We start from the raw sequence: 18,548 nt of genomic DNA on the forward strand, positions 1-18,548 counted from the left end.
GACCGGTGCTCAGAGAGCCGCGGCGCGCTCCTTCGCCCGCGCTGCCCATTGTTCGGATCGGGGCGCGTACAACTGATCGAAGCGCCCGCCATCGGCAAAGTGTTCCTGCGAGGCGCGCTCCAGGCTGCCAAAGTACTGTTGCACGCTGAAGAGCCTGAGTGCCTGGTAGCGGTCCGCATGACGCGCAAGGACGGCCGCCGAGCGCGGACGCAGGTAGTGCCTGGCCGCGATTTCCTGGGCTTCGTCGGAGTACAGGTAGTCGAGATAGTCCTTGGCGAGTCGGCCGGTTTCGGCGTTGTTCGAGCTCGACGCCACCGCGTTCTCCGCCGCCACGCTCACCGAGGGATAGACCACCTGCAGCGCCTGGGCACCGGCCCGCGCGCGAATGGCCGGAATCTCGGATTCGAAGGCCACCAGCACGTCGCCCGCGCCGCCCGCGGCAAAGGCGCCGACCGCTTCGCGTTCGGACCGCGCCACCAGCTGCGCCCGGCCAAACAAGGCGGCGACGAAGTCCTCCGCCTGCGCCGCACTTCCGCCGGCATCGAGCACGCTGCCCCAGGCGCCGAAGTAGGCATAGCGGCCGGTGTTGCAGTGCTTGGGATTGCTCAGCACCAGCGCGACATCGCGGCGCACGAGGTCGGCCCATTCGTGCACGCCGCGCGGATTGCCTTCGCGCACGATGAAGACCACCGGCGAGATCGTCGGCGCCGCATGGTGCGGCAGTTGCTGCGCCCAATCGGGCGCCACCACGCCGAGCTCCGCCAGGCGCTGCAGGTCCGTCGTCGTACTGAACGCCAGTGCTCGGGAAACCAGCGCCCGCTCAGCACCACCTTGTCCGACCTGGTGCCGCAGAAATGCGGAGCGGCTGTCCTGGTGGAAGGCCAGAACGCCGGCGGCCGAACCATTGATGCTGCCAACCACCTGCGCGCCTGCCAGCGCGCTGCTCCAGAGGATGGCCGCACCGGCCAAACCCTTGAGCCATGTTCTTCCCTGCATCGCACACCTCCTGCAAAGTCCAATGCAAGGATTGTCGGAACAGGTCCGTCAAACTCAAACGAATCGTTTCTTGGCTGCTAATGCGCTGAGGTAATAAGCCCGTGCTTGGCGCCGATGGGTGCTTGCCGACCGGACTATTGCAGCGTGGTCTTGGCCGCCTCGGGCAGCGGCAGTGCGAGGACGGGAATGCCATCCTGCAGCAGTTCCTCGGCCTCCTGGGCGCTGGCCTGGCCGCGAATCGGGCGCTCGGGGATCTCTTTTTCATGCATGCGCCTGGCCTCTGCGGCAAAGCGCTCGCCCACGTCTTCGGTATGCGCCACCACCTCGCGCGCCAGGCGCAGCCATGCGGCTTGCAGTGCCGCTGCGGCGGGCGCCGGCCGTACCGCCATGCCGGTGGCATCTTCTTGTGCCATCGGCGCGTCGGCCTTGCGCCGCCCGGTCTTGAGATTGAGCCGCGGCGCACTCGGCGCCTTGTGCACGCCGGTGCTGCCGCACAGCGGGCACTGCACCAGCTGGCGCTCCTGTTGGGAAAGGAAGTCCTGCTCCGAGGCGAACCAGCCTTCGAAGGCGTGGTCCATGGAGCAGCGCAGGTCGAGCACCTTCACGGCGCTACCCATGCCGCAGGGCGCGGTTCACGACGCGAGCGTGCGCGTGATGGCCTCGGCGCACAGTGCCATCAGCCCCCCGGGCAGGATGCCGACGATGAAGACCAGCGCACCATTGGCCGTCAGCACGAGGCGCACGTCCGCCGGCGCGGAAACCGTCGTCGCGGTCAGCGGCTGGTCGAAGTACATGACCTTGACGACGCGCAGGTAGTAGAACGCGCCTATCACCGACATCAGCACCGCATACACCGCCAGGGCAACGTGCAGGGCGCCACCACTGGAGACCAGGGCCTCCAGCACCGACAACTTGGCATAGAAGCCCACCAGCGGCGGAATGCCCGCGAGCGAGAACATGCACACGCACATGATGCCGGCATACAGGGGGCTGCGCTGGTTCAGGCCGGCGAAGTCGGCAATCTCGTCGCTCTCGAAACCCTCGCGCGCCAGCAGCAAGATGACACCGAAGGCCGGCACCACGGTGAGCACGTAGGTGACCACATAGAACATCGCCGAGCTGTAGGCCCGCTCTGCCAGCACCGCATCGACCGCGCCGTTGGCCACGCCCGACATCAGGCCCAGAAACATGAAGCCCATGTGCGCGATGGCGGAATACGCCAGCATGCGCTTGATGTTGGACTGCATCGTCCCGATGATGTTGCCCACGAACAGCGAGGCAATTGCCAGCACCGCCAGCATCTGCTGCCAGTCCATGGCGAGCGGCAGCAGCGCGTCGACCAGCAGGCGCATCGCGATGCCGAAGCCCGCGAGCTTGGGCGCGCTGCTGATGATCAGCGCAATGACCGTGGGCGCACCCTGATAGACGTCGGGCGTCCACATGTGGAAAGGCACCGCCACCAGCTTGAACGCCAGGCCCGAGACGATGAACACTACGCCGAACACCAGCACCTGGTGGCGCACCTGGCCGGCATTGATCACCTTGAAGACTTCGCCGATGTCGAGCGTTCCGGTGGCGCCGTAGATCATGGACAGGCCGTAAAGCAGGAAACCGCTGGCCATGGCGCCGAGCACGAAGTACTTCATCGCCGCTTCGGTTGCCGTGGCGTGGTCGCGACGCAGCGCGACCAGCGCGTAGCTGGACAGGGTCAGCAGCTCCAGCCCGAGATAGATCACCAGGAAGTTGTTGGCCGAGATCATCACGAAGATGCCCAGCAGCATGAACAGCGAGAGCGTGAACAGCTCGCCGCCGCGCAGCATGTCGCGGTCGCCCGCATACGGCCTGCCGTAGACGAGGCAGGCCATCATGGTGACGGCGGCAAAGCACTTGAGCCAGCTGCCCATGCTGTCCGAGACCACCATGTTGCCCCAGCCATAGAAGGTGTTGCCGCTGGAGGCGTACATCGCCTCCAGACCCGCAACCACGCCCATGGTGAGCAGCGTCAGGAAATGGGTCACGCTGCGCTTGTGGCTCGAGACACCGAGGTCCACCAGCACGATCGCGCAGCCCATGACCAGGAGCACGATCTCCGAATACACCGCCAGCCAGCTCATGTTGTCAATCATCTCGTATCTTTCCGCTGGTCTTGATCAGAGTTTGCTCGTCGCGATCTGCTGCAGCAGGTGCGCTACCGAGGCATCCATCACGTCGGTGAAGGGCCGCGGATAGACGCCCATGAACAGCACCGCAATCGCGAGAATGCCGAGGATCAGGTACTCGCGCGCGCTGATGTCCGGCATTTCGCGCACCTGCTGGTTGGCGATGTCGCCGAAGTACACGCGCTTGAACATCCACAGCGAATAGGCCGCCCCGAGGATCACCGCCCAGGCCGCACAAAAGCCCACCCAGAAGTTGAACTTGACAGAGGCCAGGATCACCATCCATTCGCCGACGAAGCCGGCCGTGCCCGGCAACCCGCAGTTGGCCATGAAGAACAGCATGGCAAAGGCACCAAACCGTGGCATGGAGTTGATCACGCCGCCGTAGTCCGCGATTTCACGCGAATGCACGCGGTCGTACAGCACGCCTATGCACAGAAACATGGCGCCCGAGACGAAGCCGTGCGCAATCATCTGCACGATGCCGCCGGAAATGCCCAGGTCGTTGAAGATGAAAAAACCCAGCGTCACGAAGCCCATGTGCGCAACCGAGGAGTAGGCCACGAGCTTCTTCATGTCCTTCTGCACGATGGCGACAAAGCCGATGTAGATCACCGCAATGAGTGACAAGGTGATCATCAGCGGCGCCCACTGGTGCGCCGCGTCGGGCACGATGGGCAGCAAAAAACGCAGGAAGCCGTAGGCACCGAGCTTGAGCATGATGGCCGCCAGGATCACCGAGCCGCCCGTGGGCGCCTCGACGTGCACGTCGGGCAGCCAGGTGTGGATCGGCCACATCGGCACCTTCACCGCGAAGGCCGCGAAGAAGCCGAAGAACAGCAGGGTTTGCGCGGTCGAGCCTATCTTCATCTGCTGCCAGGTGAGAATGTCGAAGCTCCCGCCCGAGCGGCTGTACAGGTAGATCACCGTGATCAGCATCAGGAGCGAGCCAAGCAGGGTGTAGAGAAAGAACTTGAACGCGGCGTAGATCTTGCGCGGCCCGCCCCAGACGCCGATGATCAGGTACATCGGGATCAGCGTGGCTTCGAAGAACACATAGAACAGCATGCCGTCCAGCGCGCTGAACACGCCGATCATCAGCCCCGAGAGGATCAAAAAGGCGGCGTTGTACTGGTTCACGCGCTCCTTGATCGACTCCCAGCCGGCAATCACCACGATCAGCGTGATGAAGGCCGACAGCGGCACGAACCAGAACGACAGGCCGTCCAGACCCAGGTGGTAGTTCAGGTGAAAGTGACCGATCCAGGGCAGCTTCTCGACGAACTGCATTTCGGCCGTGCCCAGCTCAAAGCCGGTGTACAGCGGCACCGTGACCAGCAGGCCCAGCAGCGCACCGAGCAGGGCCACCCAGCGCACGAAGCCGGCGTGCTCCTCGCGCGAGAAAAAGAGCAGGAAACACCCGAATGCGATCGGCACCCAGATGGCGAGACTCAACCAAGCCATTTTTCTTCTTCTCCTACTTGTTGAGCCAGACGAAATACGTCATGAGCGCGAGCACCCCGAGGATCATGACCAGGGCGTAGTGGAACAGGTAGCCCGACTGCACCCAGCGTGCGACGCCGGCAAACCAGCCTATGCCACGCCATGAGCCATTGACCACCGCGCCGTCGATCACCGCCTGGTCCGCCCCCTTCCACAGGCCGGTGCCGAGCATGCGCGCGCCGCGCATGATGATGTTCTCGTTGATCCAGTCGATGTAGAACTTGTTGACCAGAAGCGTGTAGACCGGCTTGAGCGCATGGGCCGCCTTGGCCGGCAAGGCGGTGTTGACCATGTAGCAGTAGTAGGCGACGGCAAAGCCCGCTACCGCCAGCCAGAAGGGCAGCGTCTGCACGGCATGCAACGCCATCGCCATCGGCCCGTGAAAGCCCTGCTTGAGCAGCTCCATCGTCGGGTGGGCGGCCAGCACCTGGACGGATTCGCCGAAGAAGTTGCCGTAGAGCATGGGTTCGATGTAGGGATAGCCGATTACCACCGAAGGGATGGCCAGCAGAATCAGCGGCACGGTGATCACCCAGGGCGTTTCGTGCGGCTTGTCGCTGCCGTGCCCGTGCGCGCCGTGGTCGTGGTGCGGCTCGGGATTCTGGTCGTAGCGCTCGGGACCGTGAAAGACCATGAAATAGGCGCGGAAGGAATACAGCGCGGTCACGAACACCCCGGCAACCACCGCAAAGTGGGCGAAGCCGGCGCCCGGCAGCAGGCTCTCGGCCGTGGCCTCGATGATGGTGTCCTTGGAGTAGAAGCCCGAGAAGAAGGGCGTGGCCACCAGCGCCAGGGTGCCGAGCAGGAAGGTGATCCAGGTGATCGGCATGTACTTGCGCAGGCCGCCCATCCAGCGCATGTCCTGGTTGTGGTGCATCGCGATGATGACCGAGCCGGATCCGAGGAACAGCAAGGCCTTGAAGAAGGCGTGCGTCATCAGGTGGAAGATGCCCGCGGAATAGGCCGACACGCCAAGCGCCACCGTCATGTAGCCGAGCTGCGAGAGTGTCGAATAGGCCACCACGCGCTTGATGTCGTTCTGCACGATGCCCACGAGGCCCATGAAGAGCGCGGTGATCGAACCTATCACCAGCACGAAGCTCAATGCGGCCTCCGACAGCTCGAAGAGCGGCGACATGCGCGCCACCATGAAGATGCCGGCCGTCACCATGGTCGCGGCATGGATCAGCGCGGAGATCGGGGTCGGCCCTTCCATCGAATCGGGCAGCCAGATGTGCAGCGGGAATTGTGCCGACTTGCCCATGGCGCCGATGAACAGGCAGATGCAGGTGACGGTGAGCAGCATCCACTGCGTGCCGGGGAACAGCATCGTCGCCAGTTGCGGCGCCTGCGCGAACACTTCCTTGTAGTGCACGGTGCCGGTGTAGGACCAGACCAGCGCGATGCCGAGGATGAAGCCGAAATCGCCCACGCGGTTGACCATGAAGGCCTTGAGGTTGGCGAAGATCGCCGTGGGTCGCTTGAACCAGAAACCGATCAAGAGGTAGGACACCAGGCCCACCGCCTCCCAGCCGAAGAACAGCTGCAGGAAGTTGTTGCTCATGACCAGCATGAGCATGGAGAAGGTAAACAGCGAGATGTAGGCGAAGAAGCGGTTGTATCCCTCGTCGTCCGCCATGTAGCCTATGGTGTAGACGTGCACCATCAGCGAAACGAAGGTGACCACCGACATCATCAGCGCGGTGAGCGGATCGATGAGGAACCCCACCTCCATCTTGAACGAACCCACCGTCATCCAGGTGTAGATGATCTGATCGAAGCGCGCGCCGTCGTTGACGACCGCGGACAGCGTCATGACCGACAGCACGAAGGCGATGAACACCCCCGCAATGGTGACGGTGTGCGACACGCGGCGGCCAAAACGGTTGCCACCGAGCGCCGTGCCGAAGATGCCCGCCAGGAGCGCTCCGGCCAGCGGCGCCAGCGGTACGGCCAGCAGCGTTGAAGCGGTTAGGGTGGAACTCATGAACAAAACCTTGCTGTGCGTTGGGGCGGCGACTCAGCCCTTGAGCGTGTTGATGTCCTCGGCGTCGATGCTGGACTTGTTGCGGAACAGCAAGACCAGGATCGCCAGCCCGATGGCGGCCTCGGACGCCGCCACGGTCAGGATGAAGAACACGAAGATCTGCCCCGCCAGGTCGCCCAGATAGTGGGAAAACGCGACGAAGTTGATGTTCACCGACAGCAGCATCATTTCGATGGCCATCAGCAGGACGATCAGGTTCTTGCGGTTGAGGAAGATGCCAACGACGGAGATGGCGAACAGCAAGGCCGCCAGCGTCAGGTAATGGCCCAGTGTCAGGCTCATGCTTTGTTCTCCTCGGCAGCGGCGGGCGGGGGGGCCTCGGGCAGCGGCGCCGCAGGCTGGGTCACCGGCACCTTGACCACGACCAGACGGTCCTGCGGACGCACGCGCACGGCCAGCGAGGCGTCAATCGCCTTGGTGTCCTTGCGGTGGCGCAGGGTCAGCGCGATGGCGGCGATCATCGCCACCAACAGGATCATGGCCGCCACCTCGATGGGGTAGAGGTATTCGCTGTAGAGCAGTTTGCCCAGTTCGCGGGTGTTCGAATAAGGCACCAGCTGCCCGGCCGCATCGACCGCCGCTGCCAAGGCCTTGGGCTCGTCCACGCCACGAAAGCCGGTCATCAGAACGGCAGCCATCTCGAACGCGATGAGGCCGCCAACAAAAGCCGCCAGCGGCAGGTGACTCCAGAGGCTGCCGCGCAGCGTATCGATGCGGATGTCGAGCATCATCACGATGAAGACGAACAGCACCATGACCGCGCCGACGTAGACCAGCACCAGCACGATGGCCAGGAACTCGGCCCTGAGCAGCAACCAGATGCCCGCGGCCTGGGAAAAGGCCAGGATCAGGTGCAAGACCGCATGCACCGGATTGCGCGCCGTCACGACGCGCAGCGCGGCATACAGCAGCACGGCGGAAAACAGATAGAAGAAGCCGGCTTGAGCGTCCATGAATCGGTTCTTTTCAGTGGTTCACGCGATGACAGCGTTCAGCGGTACTTCGCATCGGCCGCCCTGGCGGCGGCAATCTCGGGCTCGTAGCGATCACCCACGGCCAGCAGCATCTCCTTGGTGAAGTAGAGATCACCGCGCTTTTCGCCGTGGTATTCCAGGATGTGCGTCTCGACGATGGAATCGGTCGGGCAGCTTTCCTCGCAGAAGCCGCAGAAGATGCATTTGGTCAGATCGATGTCGTAGCGCGTGGTGCGGCGCGTGCCGTCCTCGCGCTGGATGGACTCGATGGTGATCGCCAGCGCCGGGCAGATTGCCTCGCAGAGCTTGCAGGCGATGCAGCGCTCTTCGCCATTGTCGTAGCGGCGCAGCGCATGCAGCCCGCGAAAGCGCGGCGACAGCGGCGTGTGCTCTTCGGGGTATTCGAGCGTGACCTTGCGGCGAAAGGCGTAGCGCCCGGTCAAAATCATGCCCTTGGCGATTTCCCAGAGCATGAAGCTCTTGAGAAAGTCCTTGAGCACGAAGGTCGAGCTTTCTTCAGCAACGGCAGCCATGAACGGTCCTCCGGTTATTTCCAGATGTTCAGCGGCGACATCAGCCAGGCGCCGACCACGACCAGCCAGAACAGCGTGACCGGAATGAAGACCTTCCAGCCCAGACGCATGATCTGGTCGTAGCGGTAGCGCGGGAACGTGGCGCGGATCCAGATGAAACATGAAACGACGAACCCGGTCTTGAGCGCCAGCCAGATCCAGCCGGGGATGAAGTCCAGCGCTCCGATGGGCGAAAGCCAGCCACCGAGGAACATGATCACGGCCAGCGTCGACACCAGCCACATGGCCGCGTATTCGGCCAGGAAGAAAATGGCAAAGCCCATGCCGGAATATTCGACCATGTGGCCGGCGACGATCTCGGACTCGCCCTCCGTCATGTCGAAGGGGTGGCGATTGACTTCCGCCACGCAGGAGACGAGATAGACCAGGAATATCGGCAAGAGCGGCAGCCAGTTCCAGGACAGAAAGCCCAGCCCCACGTCGCTCATGTGGCCACGGCCTTGCATCAGCACGATCTCGGTCAGGTTCAGGCTGCCCGTGACCATGATGACCACCAGGAAGCAAAAGCCCATGGCGATCTCGTAGCTCACCATCTGCGCCGACGCCCGCAACGCGCCGAGCATGGCGTACTTGGAGTTCGACGCCCAGCCGGCGACGATGACGCCGTAGACCTCGATCGAGGTGATCGCCAGGATCAGCAGCAGGCCCGCGTCGATGTTGGCCACCGCCATGTGGGGCGCAAACGGTATCGCGACCCAGGCGGCCAGCGCCGGCATGATGGCCAGCACCGGGCCGAGCCAGAACAGCCGCTTGCTCGAGGCCGTCGGCTGGATCAGTTCCTTGGTGAGCAGCTTGATGCCGTCGGCAAACGGCTGCAACAAGCCCCAGGGGCCGACGCGGTTGGGTCCTTGGCGCACCTGCATGTAGCCCAGCAGTTTGCGCTCCCAAAGCGTCATGTAGGCCACTGCGACGAGCAGCGGCACGACCACGCAGACGATCTTCACCAGCGCCCATACCACGGGCCAGCCAGCGCCCGTCCACCAGGGCGCACTGCTCAGCTGCAGGCCGGAGTTGTAGATGCTGTCGATCACGACGCACCCCCTTCACGCGCAGCGTGCGCATCGGCCGTCATCTGCAATGGACGCGATCGCCGCACCAGCCCGTCGAGCTGGTAGATGCTCGCGGATACCGGCTCGGCGACGGCGCCGCTGTCGGCCACCAGCGGCGCATCGGTGGTGTTGTCCAGCGCCTCGGCGGGCACGAAAGCCAGCTCCCCGGCGGCGGTGCCGGTGATCGCGGAGAGCACGTCCTGCGAGGCTTCCCACTGCATGCCCTCGATCTCCAGCAGGGTGCCGAGCACGCGCAGCACCTTCCATCCGGGGCGGCTGTCGCCCAGCGCCTTGGCTGCGGCGTGAAAACTCTGGATGCGGCCTTCGGCATTGACGAAAGTCCCCGATGTTTCAGTGAACGGCGCGATCGGCAGCAACACGTCGCTGAAGGCCATGTTGGCCTTGAACGGGCTCAGGGTCACGACCATCCCGGCCTGGCCCAGCGCCTGCGCCGCGGCGGGGCCGGCGGCCGAATCAAATTCGGGCTCGGTGTTGAAAAGGAGTGCCGCCTTGAGCGCGCCTGAGAGCATCTGGCCGGCGTTCAGCCCGCCCTCGCCCGGCTCCGCCTTGACCCACTGCGCGCCTACGGTGTTGGCCGCTTCGCTCAGGTAGCCGACGCTGGCGCCGGTCTGGGCGCCTATCCACTGCGCCAGCGCCAGCAGGCTCGATGCCCTGGCGTGGTGCGCTGCGGCATTGCCCAGCAAGATGGCCTTGCGCTCGCCGCTCAGCAGCGCTGCGGCAATCGCCTTGGCCTCGGCACCGGGCTCGCCCGTGGCGGCCGGCGCGGCCACGCCTTTTTGCGCCGCCACGGCCGCGGCCACCTCGGCCAGCGCCGCCACCCAGCCAGAGGCCGGCGCCAGCAGCACCTGGCCCATGGCCATGGCCCAGTCGTAGTCCACTGCATTGATGGCGTTGACGCTGCAGCCGCCCTTGCGCACCGCCTGGCGTATGCGCTGGGCAAACAGCGGATGGTCCTTGCGCAGGTTGGAGCCCACGACCAGAGCCGACTGCAGCGTGCTGAGCGAGGCGATGGAAGTGCCCAGCCAGCGCACGCCGTGCCTGGTCGGGAACTCGGCCGCGCGGAGGCGGTGGTCGATGTTCTGGCTGCCCAGGCCGTTGAGCAACTGCCTGGCCAGGTACAACTCTTCGAGCGTGCTGTGCGGGCTGACGAGTGCGCCCACGCTGTTCGCGCCATGCTCGGCGATGATGTCGCGCAGGCCGTTGCCGACGTATTCCAGCGCGGTCTGCCAGTCCACTTCCTGCCACTGCCCACCCTGCTTGATCATCGGCCGGGTCAGGCGCTCGTCGCAGTTCAGCGCCTCATAGGAAAAACGGTCGCGGTCGGCGATCCAGCATTCGTTGACGTCCTCGTTCTCATACGGGACGACGCGCAGCACCTTGTGGTTCTTGACCTGGACGATGAGATTGGCGCCCGTCGAGTCGTGCGGCGAGACCGAGCGGCGGCGCGAGAGCTCCCAGGTGCGGGCACTGAAGCGAAACGGCTTGCTGGTGATGGCGCCCACCGGGCAGATGTCGATCATGTTGCCCGAGAGCTCGGAATCGACGGTATCGCCCTTGATGGTGGTGATCTCCGCGAACTCGCCGCGGTTGACCATGCCGAGTTCCATGATGCCGCCGATCTCTTCGCCGAAGCGGATGCAGCGCGTGCAGTGGATGCAGCGCGTCATCTCCTGCAGCGACAGCAGCGGACCGACCTCCTTCGGGAGGACCACGCGTTTTTCCTCGGTGAAGCGCGAAGCCGACATGCCATAGCCAAGCGCCAGGTCCTGCAATTGGCATTCGCCGCCCTGGTCGCACACCGGACAGTCCAGCGGGTGGTTGATGAGCAGAAACTCCATCACCGACTTCTGTGCATTGACCGCCTTGTCGGTACGCGTGCGCACCACCATGCCGTTGGTCACCGGCGTGGCGCAGGCCGGAACCGGCTTGGGCGCCTTCTCGACATCGACCAGGCACATGCGGCAATTGGCCGCGATGGAGAGCTTCTTGTGCCAGCAAAAGTGCGGGATGTAGGTGCCGGAGATCTCGGCCGCATGCATGACCATGCTGCCCTCGGGCACCTCGACCTTCTTGCCGTTCAGTTCGATTTCAACCATAACTCTTCCCGCGATCAGGCCGCCGCAGCCTGGGCTGCTTCGATCTTGGCCACGAACTCGTGACGGTAGTGCTTGATCATGGCACGCACCGGCATGGCGGCCGCGTCCCCCAGGGCGCAGATGGTGCGCCCCATGATGTTGAATGCGACCTCGTCCAGCTTCTCGATGTCCTCGGCACGCCCCTGGCCGTTCTGGATGCGGTGCACCATGCGCCAGAGCCAGCCCGTGCCCTCGCGGCACGGCGTGCATTGGCCGCAGGATTCGTGCATGTAGAAGTAGGACAGCCGCACCAGGCACTCGACCATGTCGCGCGTCTCGTCCATCACGATGACGGCGCCCGAGCCCAGCATGGAGCCCGCCTTGGCGATGCTGTCGTAGTCCATCGTGCATTCGTTCATGATGGCCGCGGGCAGCACCGGGGACGACGAACCACCGGGGATCACCGCCTTGAGCTGGCGCCCGCCGCGCACGCCGCCGGCCAGTTCCAGCAGCTTGGTGAAGGGCGTGCCCAGCGGGATCTCGTAGTTGCCGGGTTTTTCGACATCGCCCGAAACCGAGAAGATCTTGGTGCCGCCGTTGTTGGGCTTGCCACACTCCAGGTACTCCTGGGCGCTGTGGCGGAAGATCCACGGCACCGCCGCGAAGGTTTCGGTGTTGTTGACCGTGGTCGGCTTGCCGTACAGGCCGTAGCTTGCGGGAAACGGCGGCTTGAAGCGCGGCTGGCCCTTCTTGCCTTCAAGCGACTCCAGCAACGCGGTTTCCTCGCCGCAGATGTACGCGCCGAAACCATGGTGCGCATGCAGCTCGAAGTCGAAGCCGCTGCCCAGCACGTTCTTGCCCAGGTAGCCCGCGGCGCGCGCTTCTTCCAGTGCTTCCTCGAAGCGTTCGTACACGGTGAAGATTTCACCGTGGATGTAGTTGTAGGCGAGGTTCACGCCCATGGCGTACGCCCCGATCGCCATGCCCTCGATGACGATGTGCGGGTTGTACATGAGGATGTCGCGATCCTTGAAGGTGCCGGGTTCGCCCTCGTCGGAGTTGCAGCACAGGTGCTTGGCGCCGGGGAACTGGCGCGGCATGAAGCTCCACTTCAGCCCCGTGGGAAAACCCGCGCCGCCGCGCCCGCGCAGGCCGGAGGCCTTGACGGTGGCGATGACCTCGTCCTGCGTCATCTTCTGCCCGCCGTCGGCACCCAGGATCTTGCGTAGCGCCTGGTAGCCGCCGCGCGCCTCGTAGTCCTTGAGGCGCCAGTTGGTGCCATCCAGACCCGCATAGATCTGCGGGTTGATGTGGCGACCGTGGAAGCAGGACTCCTGGCCGTGTGCCTCGAAGCTGGACAGCAGCTCCTGAACCGTGCTCATGCCTTGTCCTCCGCGGTGCGCAGGCCGTCGATCAGCGCATCGAGCTTGCCGTTGTCCATGAAGCTGCACATGCTGCGGTCGTTGACCAGCATCACCGGCGCATCGCCGCAGGCGCCCAGGCATTCGCATTCCTGCAGCGTGAACATGCCGTCGGCGCTGGTGTCGCCCATCTTCACACCCAGCTTGCTCTCCAGGTGCTCCATCGCCTGCTGGCTGCCGCGCAGCTGGCAGGGCAGGTTGGTGCAGACTGCCAGCTTGAAGCGTCCGACGGGCTTCTGGTTGTACATGTTGTAGAAGGTGGTGACCTCGTGCACCGCGATCGGCGGCAGGTCGAGATAGGCGGCCACCGCCACTTCGCTTTCCTGGCTGATCCAGCCCTGTTCCTGCTGGATGATGGCAAGGCAGGCCATCACCGCAGAGCGCTTCTGCTCGGCCGGGTACTTGGCCACTTCGCGGGCAAAGCGCTCACGGGTTGCTTCGCTGATCATCGATCTATCTCTCCGAACACGATGTCCATCGTGCCTATGATGGCCACGGCATCGGCAATCATGTGGCCGCGCACCAGCTCGTCGTAGGCGGCCAGGTGGGCAAAGCCCGCCGCGCGGATCTTCAGGCGGTAGGGCTTGTTCGCGCCGTCGCTCACCAGGTAGATGCCGAACTCGCCCTTGGGGTGTTCGGTGCCCACGTAGGTCTCGCCGACGGGCAGGCGAAAGCCCTCGGTGAAGAACTTGAAATGGTGAATCAAGTCCTCCATGCCGGTCTTCATCTTGACGCGCGGCGGCGGAGCGATCTTGTAGTTGTCCACGATCACCGGGCCGGGATTGGCGCGCAGCCAGTCCACGCACTGCTTGATGATGCGGTTGGACTGGCGCATTTCCTCGACGCGCACCAGGTAGCGGTCATAGCAGTCGCCCGTCTTGCCCACGGGGATGTCGAAATCCATCTGGTCGTAGACCTCGTAGGGCTGCTTCTTGCGCAAGTCCCAGGCAATGCCGGAGCCACGCAGCATCGGCCCCGTGAGGCCGAGGTTGAGCGCGCGCTCGGGCGTGACCACGCCTATGCCCACGGTGCGCTGCTTCCAGATGCGGTTGTCGGTCAGCAGCACCTCGTAGTCGTCCACGCAGGCCGGGAAGCGCTGGGTGAAGTCGTCGATGAAGTCCAGCAGCGAACCCTGGCGATTGCGGTTGAGCTCCTCGATGGCCTTGGCGCTCTTGACCTTGCTCTGCTTGTACTGCGGCATGCTGTCGGGCAGGTCGCGGTAGACGCCGCCCGGGCGGAAATAGGCCGCGTGCATGCGCGCACCCGAGGCCGCCTCGTACATGTCGAAGAGGTCTTCGCGCTCGCGAAAGGTCCACAGCAGCATGGTCGACGCGCCGCAGTCGTGGCCGTGCGAGCCCAGCCACATCAGGTGGTTCATCAGCCGCGTGATCTCGGCGAACATCACGCGAATGTATTTGGCGCGGATCGGAATTTCCAGACCCAACAGCTTCTCGATGGCGAGGCAATAGGCGTGCTCGTTGCACATCATCGAGACGTAGTCCAGCCGGTCCATGTAGGGCAGCGACTGGATGTAGGTCTTGTGCTCGGCGAGCTTTTCGGTGGCGCGATGCAGCAGGCCGATGTGCGGGTCGGCGCGCTGGATGACTTCGCCGTCGAGCTCCAGCACCAGCCGCAGCACGCCGTGCGCCGCCGGGTGCTGCGGACCGAAGTTCAGGGAATAGTTCTTGATTTCAGCCATTAGCGATTGACTCCGCCCAGCCACTGGTCGCCGCGGTCCAGGCCCGCATAGTGTTCTTCACGGATGATGCGCGGCGTCACTTCGCGCGGCTCTATGGTCACGGGCTCGTAGACCACGCGCCGCTGGGTCTCGTCGTAGCGCATCTCCACTTCGCCCGACAGCGGAAAGTCCTTGCGGAAGGGGTGGCCGATGAAGCCGTAGTCGGTAAGGATGCGGCGCAGGTCCTCGTGGCCGTCGAAGACCACGCCGTACAGGTCGAAGGCTTCGCGCTCGAACCAGTTGGCGCCACTCCAGATCGGGCACAGCGAGGGCACCACGGGAAAGTCGTCATCGGGACAGAACACGCGCACCCGCAGGCGCTGGTTGAGCGCCACCGACAGCAGGTGCACGACCACGGCAAAGCGCGGGCCTTCGGCACCCAGGTCGCGCCAGCTGGAATAGTCCACCGCGCACAGGTCGATGAGCTGGTCGAACTTGCACTCGGGCGCATCGCGCAGCAGCCGCATCGCCGCCAGATAGTCGGGCGCCCCCACCACGGCGGTGACCTCGTCCAGCACCAGCGTCACCTCGCGCGCCTTGGCACCGAGCACCCGGGCCACGGTATCGCGCAGTTCTTCGGGGCGTATTGCCACATCCGTCATGTCGATGCCCCTTCTCAAGCGCGCGCGATGGTTTGCGTGCGGCGGATTTTCTGCTGCAGCTGGATGATGCCGTAGATCAAGGCTTCGGCCGTCGGCGGGCAGCCGGGCACGTAGACGTCGACCGGCACGATGCGGTCGCAGCCGCGCACCACGGAGTAGCTGTAGTGGTAGTAGCCGCCGCCGTTGGCGCACGAGCCCATGGAGATGACCCAGCGCGGCTCGGCCATCTGGTCGTAGACCTTGCGCAGCGCCGGCGCCATCTTGTTGCACAGCGTGCCGGCGACGATCATCAGGTCGGACTGGCGGGGGCTCGCGCGAAACACCTCGGCGCCGAAGCGCGCCAGGTCGTAGCGCGCGGCGGCGGCGTGCATCATCTCCACCGCGCAGCAGGCCAGACCGAAGGTCATGGGCCACAGCGAGCCGGTTTTGGCCCAGTTCACCACGGCGTCGTAGCTCATGGTGACGAAGCCTTCCTTCATCGCGCCTTCAATCATGACAAAAACCCTTCAGACGGACACTCATTCCCACTCGAGCGCACCCTTTTTCCATTCGTAGATGAAGCCCACGACGAGGATGCCGAGAAAGATGAACACGGCAATCAGACCCGGCATGCCCACCTCCCGCAGCGCCACGGCCCAGGGGAAGAGAAAGGCGATTTCGAGGTCGAAGAGAATGAACAAAATGGCAACGAGGTAGTAGCGCACGTCAAACTTCATGCGCGCGTCGTCGAAGGCCTCGAAACCGCATTCGTAGGGAGAATTCTTCGCCGGATCGGGCCGGTTGGGGCCGAGGATCCAGCCCAGGACGAGCGGCACGACCCCGATCGCCAGACCGACCAGAATGAACAAGAGTACGGGGAGGTAGGCATCAAGGTTCATCGGGTCGATCTGCTTTTCACGAAGGCCGCATGGTCACCCCCTGCAAAGGAAACCATCCGACCTTGAAGGTGGTGCCGTCGGCGAGACTCGAACTCGCACAGCTTTCGCCACTACCCCCTCAAGATAGCGTGTCTACCAATTCCACCACGACGGCATGCTGTAGCTGCCGGGACTGCAAGAGGGCCGAACTGCTGTTCGATGTTCAAAGCCCCGGACAACGGACGATTCTACCCGGTAAAAACCCTCATACTGGCGTGTCCGGGGGCTTTTTCATGCGAGCGCCGGGCGCTCATTTGGTCGGGATCTGGCTGCTGTCGCTACCCGGCTTGTCCGCCGGCACATCGGTCGCTGCCGCGCCCGTATCGGGAGCGGGCGTGGCGGGAGCCACCGCTGCCGGCGTCTCCAGCACGCTGCCCACGCTGTTGTCCGTCGGACGCTGGTTGCCGAAGTAGGCGAGCGTGAGCGTGGCCACCAGAAAAATGGTGGCCAGCACCGCCGTGGTATGCGAGAGGAAGTTGGCGCTGCCGCTGGAGCCGAACAGGCTGCCGGCACTGCCGCTGCCAAAGGCCGCGCCCATGTCGGCGCCCTTGCCGTGCTGCACCAGGATCAGCGCCACCATGGCGATGGCCGTGAGCATTTGAACGGCGAAAACGATGTTGAGCAGGAGATGCATGGGAGTTTGCTCCGGGATTTGTAGCTTACTGCGCTTGCACAGCTTGTGCTGCGCTGATGATTTTCAGGAAGTCTTCGGCCTTCAGGGCCGCGCCCCCGATCAGGCCGCCGTCGATGTCGCTCTGGGCCAGCAGCTCGCCCGCGTTGCCAGGGTTCATGCTGCCGCCATACAGCACGGGAATCGGCTCGGCCGCCGCCGCCAGCGCCGCGGCGAGCTGGCCGCGCAGCGCCGCGTGCACCTGCTGGGCCTGTTCGGGCGTGGCGGTGCGGCCCGTGCCTATGGCCCAGACCGGCTCGTAGGCCGCGACGATGCCCTCTGCGGCGCTGCCCAGCTCGCCGAGCACCGCGCCCAGCTGGCGCTGCACCACGGCCAGCGTCTGCCCCGCTTCGCGCTCGGCCAGCGACTCGCCCACGCACACCACGGGCGTGATGCCGTGCGCCAGCAGCCGGGCTGCCTTGGCGGCGACGTCGGCGTCGGTCTCGCCGTGGTACTGGCGCCGCTCGGAATGTCCGACCAGGCAGTAGCGCACGCCGAAGTCGGCCAGCATGGCGGCCGAAACCTCGCCGGTGTAGGCACCCTGCTCGTGGCGCGAGACGTCCTGCGCGCCGAGCGCCACCGCGCTGCCCTGCAGCAGCTGGCCAACCTGCGCCAGATAGGGCGCGGGCACGGCCACGGCGATCCGGCAGGCCGGCTCCTGCCCCTGCAGGCCCTGGCGCAGCGCCTGCAGCAGCGCGGCGTTGGCCTGCAGGCTGGCGTTCATCTTCCAGTTGCCGGCAATGAATTTGGGACGTGTGCTCATGCGTTCACCAGGTCAGGACGATCTTGCCGATGTGCTGGTTGGACTCCATCAGCAGGTGGGCGTCGGCCGCTTGCGCCGCCGCGAAGGTGGCGTGGACGACGGGCTGCACCGCGCCGCTGGCCAGCAGCGGCCAGACGTGCTCGCGCAGCGCCTGGGCGATGGCCCCCTTGAAGGCGACGGGACGCACGCGCAGCGTGGAGCCGGTGATGAGCAGGCGCTTGCGCAGCACCAGACCGGCATTGAACTCCGCCCGGGTGCCGCCCTGCGCCGCGATGATGACGATGCGCCCGTCCTCGGCCATGCACTGCACTTCACGCGCGATGTAGTCGCCCGCGACCATGTCCAGCACCACGTCCACGCCGCGCCCCGCGGTGAGGCGCTGCGCCTCGGCCACGAAGTCCTGCGTGCGGTAGTTGATCGCGGCGTCGGCCCCCAGGCGCAGGCAGGCGGCGCATTTTTCATCGCTGCCGGCGGTGGCCAGCACCGTGGCGCCAAAGGCCTTGCCCAGCTGGATGGCAGCCACGCCTATGCCGCTGCTGCCGCCCTGCACCAGCAGGGTTTCGCCGGCCTGCAGCCGGCCGCGGTCGAAGACGTTGCTCCAGACGGTGAAGTAGTTTTCGGGCAGCGATGCCGCCTGCACGTCGCTCAGGCCGTCCGGCACCGGCAGGCACTGCGCGACGGGCGCGACGCAGTGGTCGGCATAGCCGCCACCGGCCAGCAGCGCGCAGACGCGCTGGCCCACCTTCAGGCCGGCGCGCGCCATCGCCGCTTCGTCACCGCGCACGATGACGCCGGCCACTTCAAGCCCCGGCAGGTCGGAAGCACCCGGCGGCGGCGGATAGTGGCCTTGGCGCTGCAGCACGTCGGGGCGGTTGATGCCGCTGGCGCCCACGCGGATCAGCAGCTCATCCGCGCCGGGCCGCGGCAGCGGCCGCTCGACTAGGCGCAGGTTCTGCGCCGGACCAAAGCCGGCGATCTCCACGGCGCGCATCACATCCTTCATGAATTTACAACAAAATC

General features: G+C 65.0%; 19 protein-coding genes and 1 tRNA gene. All 20 read right to left on the bottom strand.

Annotated features, from left to right (window positions below):
• Positions 1 to 9: 9 nt before the first annotated feature.
• Positions 10 to 996 carry a sulfate ABC transporter substrate-binding protein gene (locus tag FOZ74_RS02200; protein WP_146911537.1) on the bottom strand — a complete coding sequence of 329 codons (987 nt, stop codon included), beginning with the start codon at positions 994 to 996 and terminating at the stop codon, positions 10 to 12.
• Between the two features lie 134 nt (positions 997 to 1,130).
• On the bottom strand, positions 1,131 to 1,601 hold the full coding sequence (locus FOZ74_RS02205) for a DUF1178 family protein (RefSeq protein ID WP_146914042.1): 471 nt from the start codon (positions 1,599 to 1,601) through the stop codon (positions 1,131 to 1,133).
• Between the two features lie 27 nt (positions 1,602 to 1,628).
• Positions 1,629 to 3,122: an NADH-quinone oxidoreductase subunit NuoN gene (gene nuoN, locus FOZ74_RS02210; protein ID WP_146911538.1), complete on the bottom strand. Its 1,494-nt coding sequence runs from the start codon at positions 3,120 to 3,122 to the stop codon at positions 1,629 to 1,631.
• Positions 3,123 to 3,146: 24 nt separating this feature from the next.
• On the bottom strand, positions 3,147 to 4,619 hold the full coding sequence (locus FOZ74_RS02215; RefSeq protein ID WP_146911539.1) for an NADH-quinone oxidoreductase subunit M: 1,473 nt from the start codon (positions 4,617 to 4,619) through the stop codon (positions 3,147 to 3,149).
• Positions 4,620 to 4,632: 13 nt separating this feature from the next.
• Positions 4,633 to 6,645 (bottom strand): NADH-quinone oxidoreductase subunit L, encoded by a 2,013-nt coding sequence (gene nuoL / locus FOZ74_RS02220; RefSeq protein ID WP_146911540.1) that lies wholly within the window; start codon positions 6,643 to 6,645, stop codon positions 4,633 to 4,635.
• Between the two features lie 33 nt (positions 6,646 to 6,678).
• Positions 6,679 to 6,987, bottom strand: a complete 309-nt coding sequence (nuoK, locus tag FOZ74_RS02225) for an NADH-quinone oxidoreductase subunit NuoK (RefSeq protein WP_146911541.1) — start codon at positions 6,985 to 6,987, stop codon at positions 6,679 to 6,681.
• Positions 6,984 to 7,658, bottom strand: a complete 675-nt coding sequence (locus FOZ74_RS02230; RefSeq protein WP_146911542.1) for an NADH-quinone oxidoreductase subunit J — start codon at positions 7,656 to 7,658, stop codon at positions 6,984 to 6,986. Before FOZ74_RS02230 ends, nuoK begins: the two co-directional genes overlap by 4 nt.
• A gap of 38 nt (positions 7,659 to 7,696) precedes the next feature.
• Complete coding sequence (gene nuoI / locus FOZ74_RS02235) at positions 7,697 to 8,212, bottom strand: NADH-quinone oxidoreductase subunit NuoI (RefSeq protein ID WP_146911543.1); 516 nt, start codon at positions 8,210 to 8,212, stop codon at positions 7,697 to 7,699.
• A 14-nt stretch (positions 8,213 to 8,226) separates the two neighbouring features.
• Complete coding sequence (gene nuoH / locus FOZ74_RS02240) at positions 8,227 to 9,303, bottom strand: NADH-quinone oxidoreductase subunit NuoH (RefSeq protein ID WP_146911544.1); 1,077 nt, start codon at positions 9,301 to 9,303, stop codon at positions 8,227 to 8,229.
• A complete protein-coding gene (gene nuoG / locus FOZ74_RS02245; protein WP_146911545.1) occupies positions 9,300 to 11,438 on the bottom strand; it encodes an NADH-quinone oxidoreductase subunit NuoG in 2,139 nt (712 codons plus the stop codon). The genes nuoH and nuoG overlap by 4 nt, the downstream gene beginning before the upstream one ends.
• A gap of 14 nt (positions 11,439 to 11,452) precedes the next feature.
• On the bottom strand, positions 11,453 to 12,799 hold the full coding sequence (gene nuoF / locus FOZ74_RS02250; RefSeq protein WP_146911546.1) for an NADH-quinone oxidoreductase subunit NuoF: 1,347 nt from the start codon (positions 12,797 to 12,799) through the stop codon (positions 11,453 to 11,455).
• A complete protein-coding gene (gene nuoE, locus FOZ74_RS02255) occupies positions 12,796 to 13,287 on the bottom strand; it encodes an NADH-quinone oxidoreductase subunit NuoE (protein ID WP_146911547.1) in 492 nt (163 codons plus the stop codon). Before nuoE ends, nuoF begins: the two co-directional genes overlap by 4 nt.
• Positions 13,284 to 14,537, bottom strand: coding sequence for an NADH-quinone oxidoreductase subunit D (locus FOZ74_RS02260; RefSeq protein ID WP_146911548.1), 1,254 nt, complete (start codon positions 14,535 to 14,537; stop codon positions 13,284 to 13,286). The genes nuoE and FOZ74_RS02260 overlap by 4 nt, the downstream gene beginning before the upstream one ends.
• Entirely contained in the window at positions 14,537 to 15,178 is a 642-nt protein-coding gene (locus FOZ74_RS02265; protein WP_146911549.1) for an NADH-quinone oxidoreductase subunit C, read from the bottom strand. Before FOZ74_RS02265 ends, FOZ74_RS02260 begins: the two co-directional genes overlap by 1 nt.
• Positions 15,179 to 15,192: 14 nt before the next feature.
• Positions 15,193 to 15,672, bottom strand: coding sequence for a NuoB/complex I 20 kDa subunit family protein (locus FOZ74_RS02270; protein WP_146911550.1), 480 nt, complete (start codon positions 15,670 to 15,672; stop codon positions 15,193 to 15,195).
• A gap of 24 nt (positions 15,673 to 15,696) precedes the next feature.
• Positions 15,697 to 16,056, bottom strand: coding sequence for an NADH-quinone oxidoreductase subunit A (locus FOZ74_RS02275; RefSeq protein ID WP_146911551.1), 360 nt, complete (start codon positions 16,054 to 16,056; stop codon positions 15,697 to 15,699).
• A gap of 69 nt (positions 16,057 to 16,125) precedes the next feature.
• A tRNA-Leu gene (locus FOZ74_RS02280) sits at positions 16,126 to 16,210 on the bottom strand.
• A gap of 135 nt (positions 16,211 to 16,345) precedes the next feature.
• Positions 16,346 to 16,729, bottom strand: a complete 384-nt coding sequence (gene secG / locus FOZ74_RS02285) for a preprotein translocase subunit SecG (protein ID WP_146911552.1) — start codon at positions 16,727 to 16,729, stop codon at positions 16,346 to 16,348.
• A gap of 25 nt (positions 16,730 to 16,754) precedes the next feature.
• Positions 16,755 to 17,528, bottom strand: coding sequence for a triose-phosphate isomerase (gene tpiA / locus FOZ74_RS02290; RefSeq protein ID WP_146911553.1), 774 nt, complete (start codon positions 17,526 to 17,528; stop codon positions 16,755 to 16,757).
• A 4-nt stretch (positions 17,529 to 17,532) separates the two neighbouring features.
• Positions 17,533 to 18,531, bottom strand: coding sequence for an NAD(P)H-quinone oxidoreductase (locus FOZ74_RS02295; protein ID WP_146911554.1), 999 nt, complete (start codon positions 18,529 to 18,531; stop codon positions 17,533 to 17,535).
• Positions 18,532 to 18,548 lie beyond the last annotated feature (17 nt).

Source organism: Comamonas flocculans (assembly GCF_007954405.1).
Taxonomy (GTDB): Bacteria; Pseudomonadota; Gammaproteobacteria; order Burkholderiales; family Burkholderiaceae_C; genus Comamonas_C; species Comamonas_C flocculans.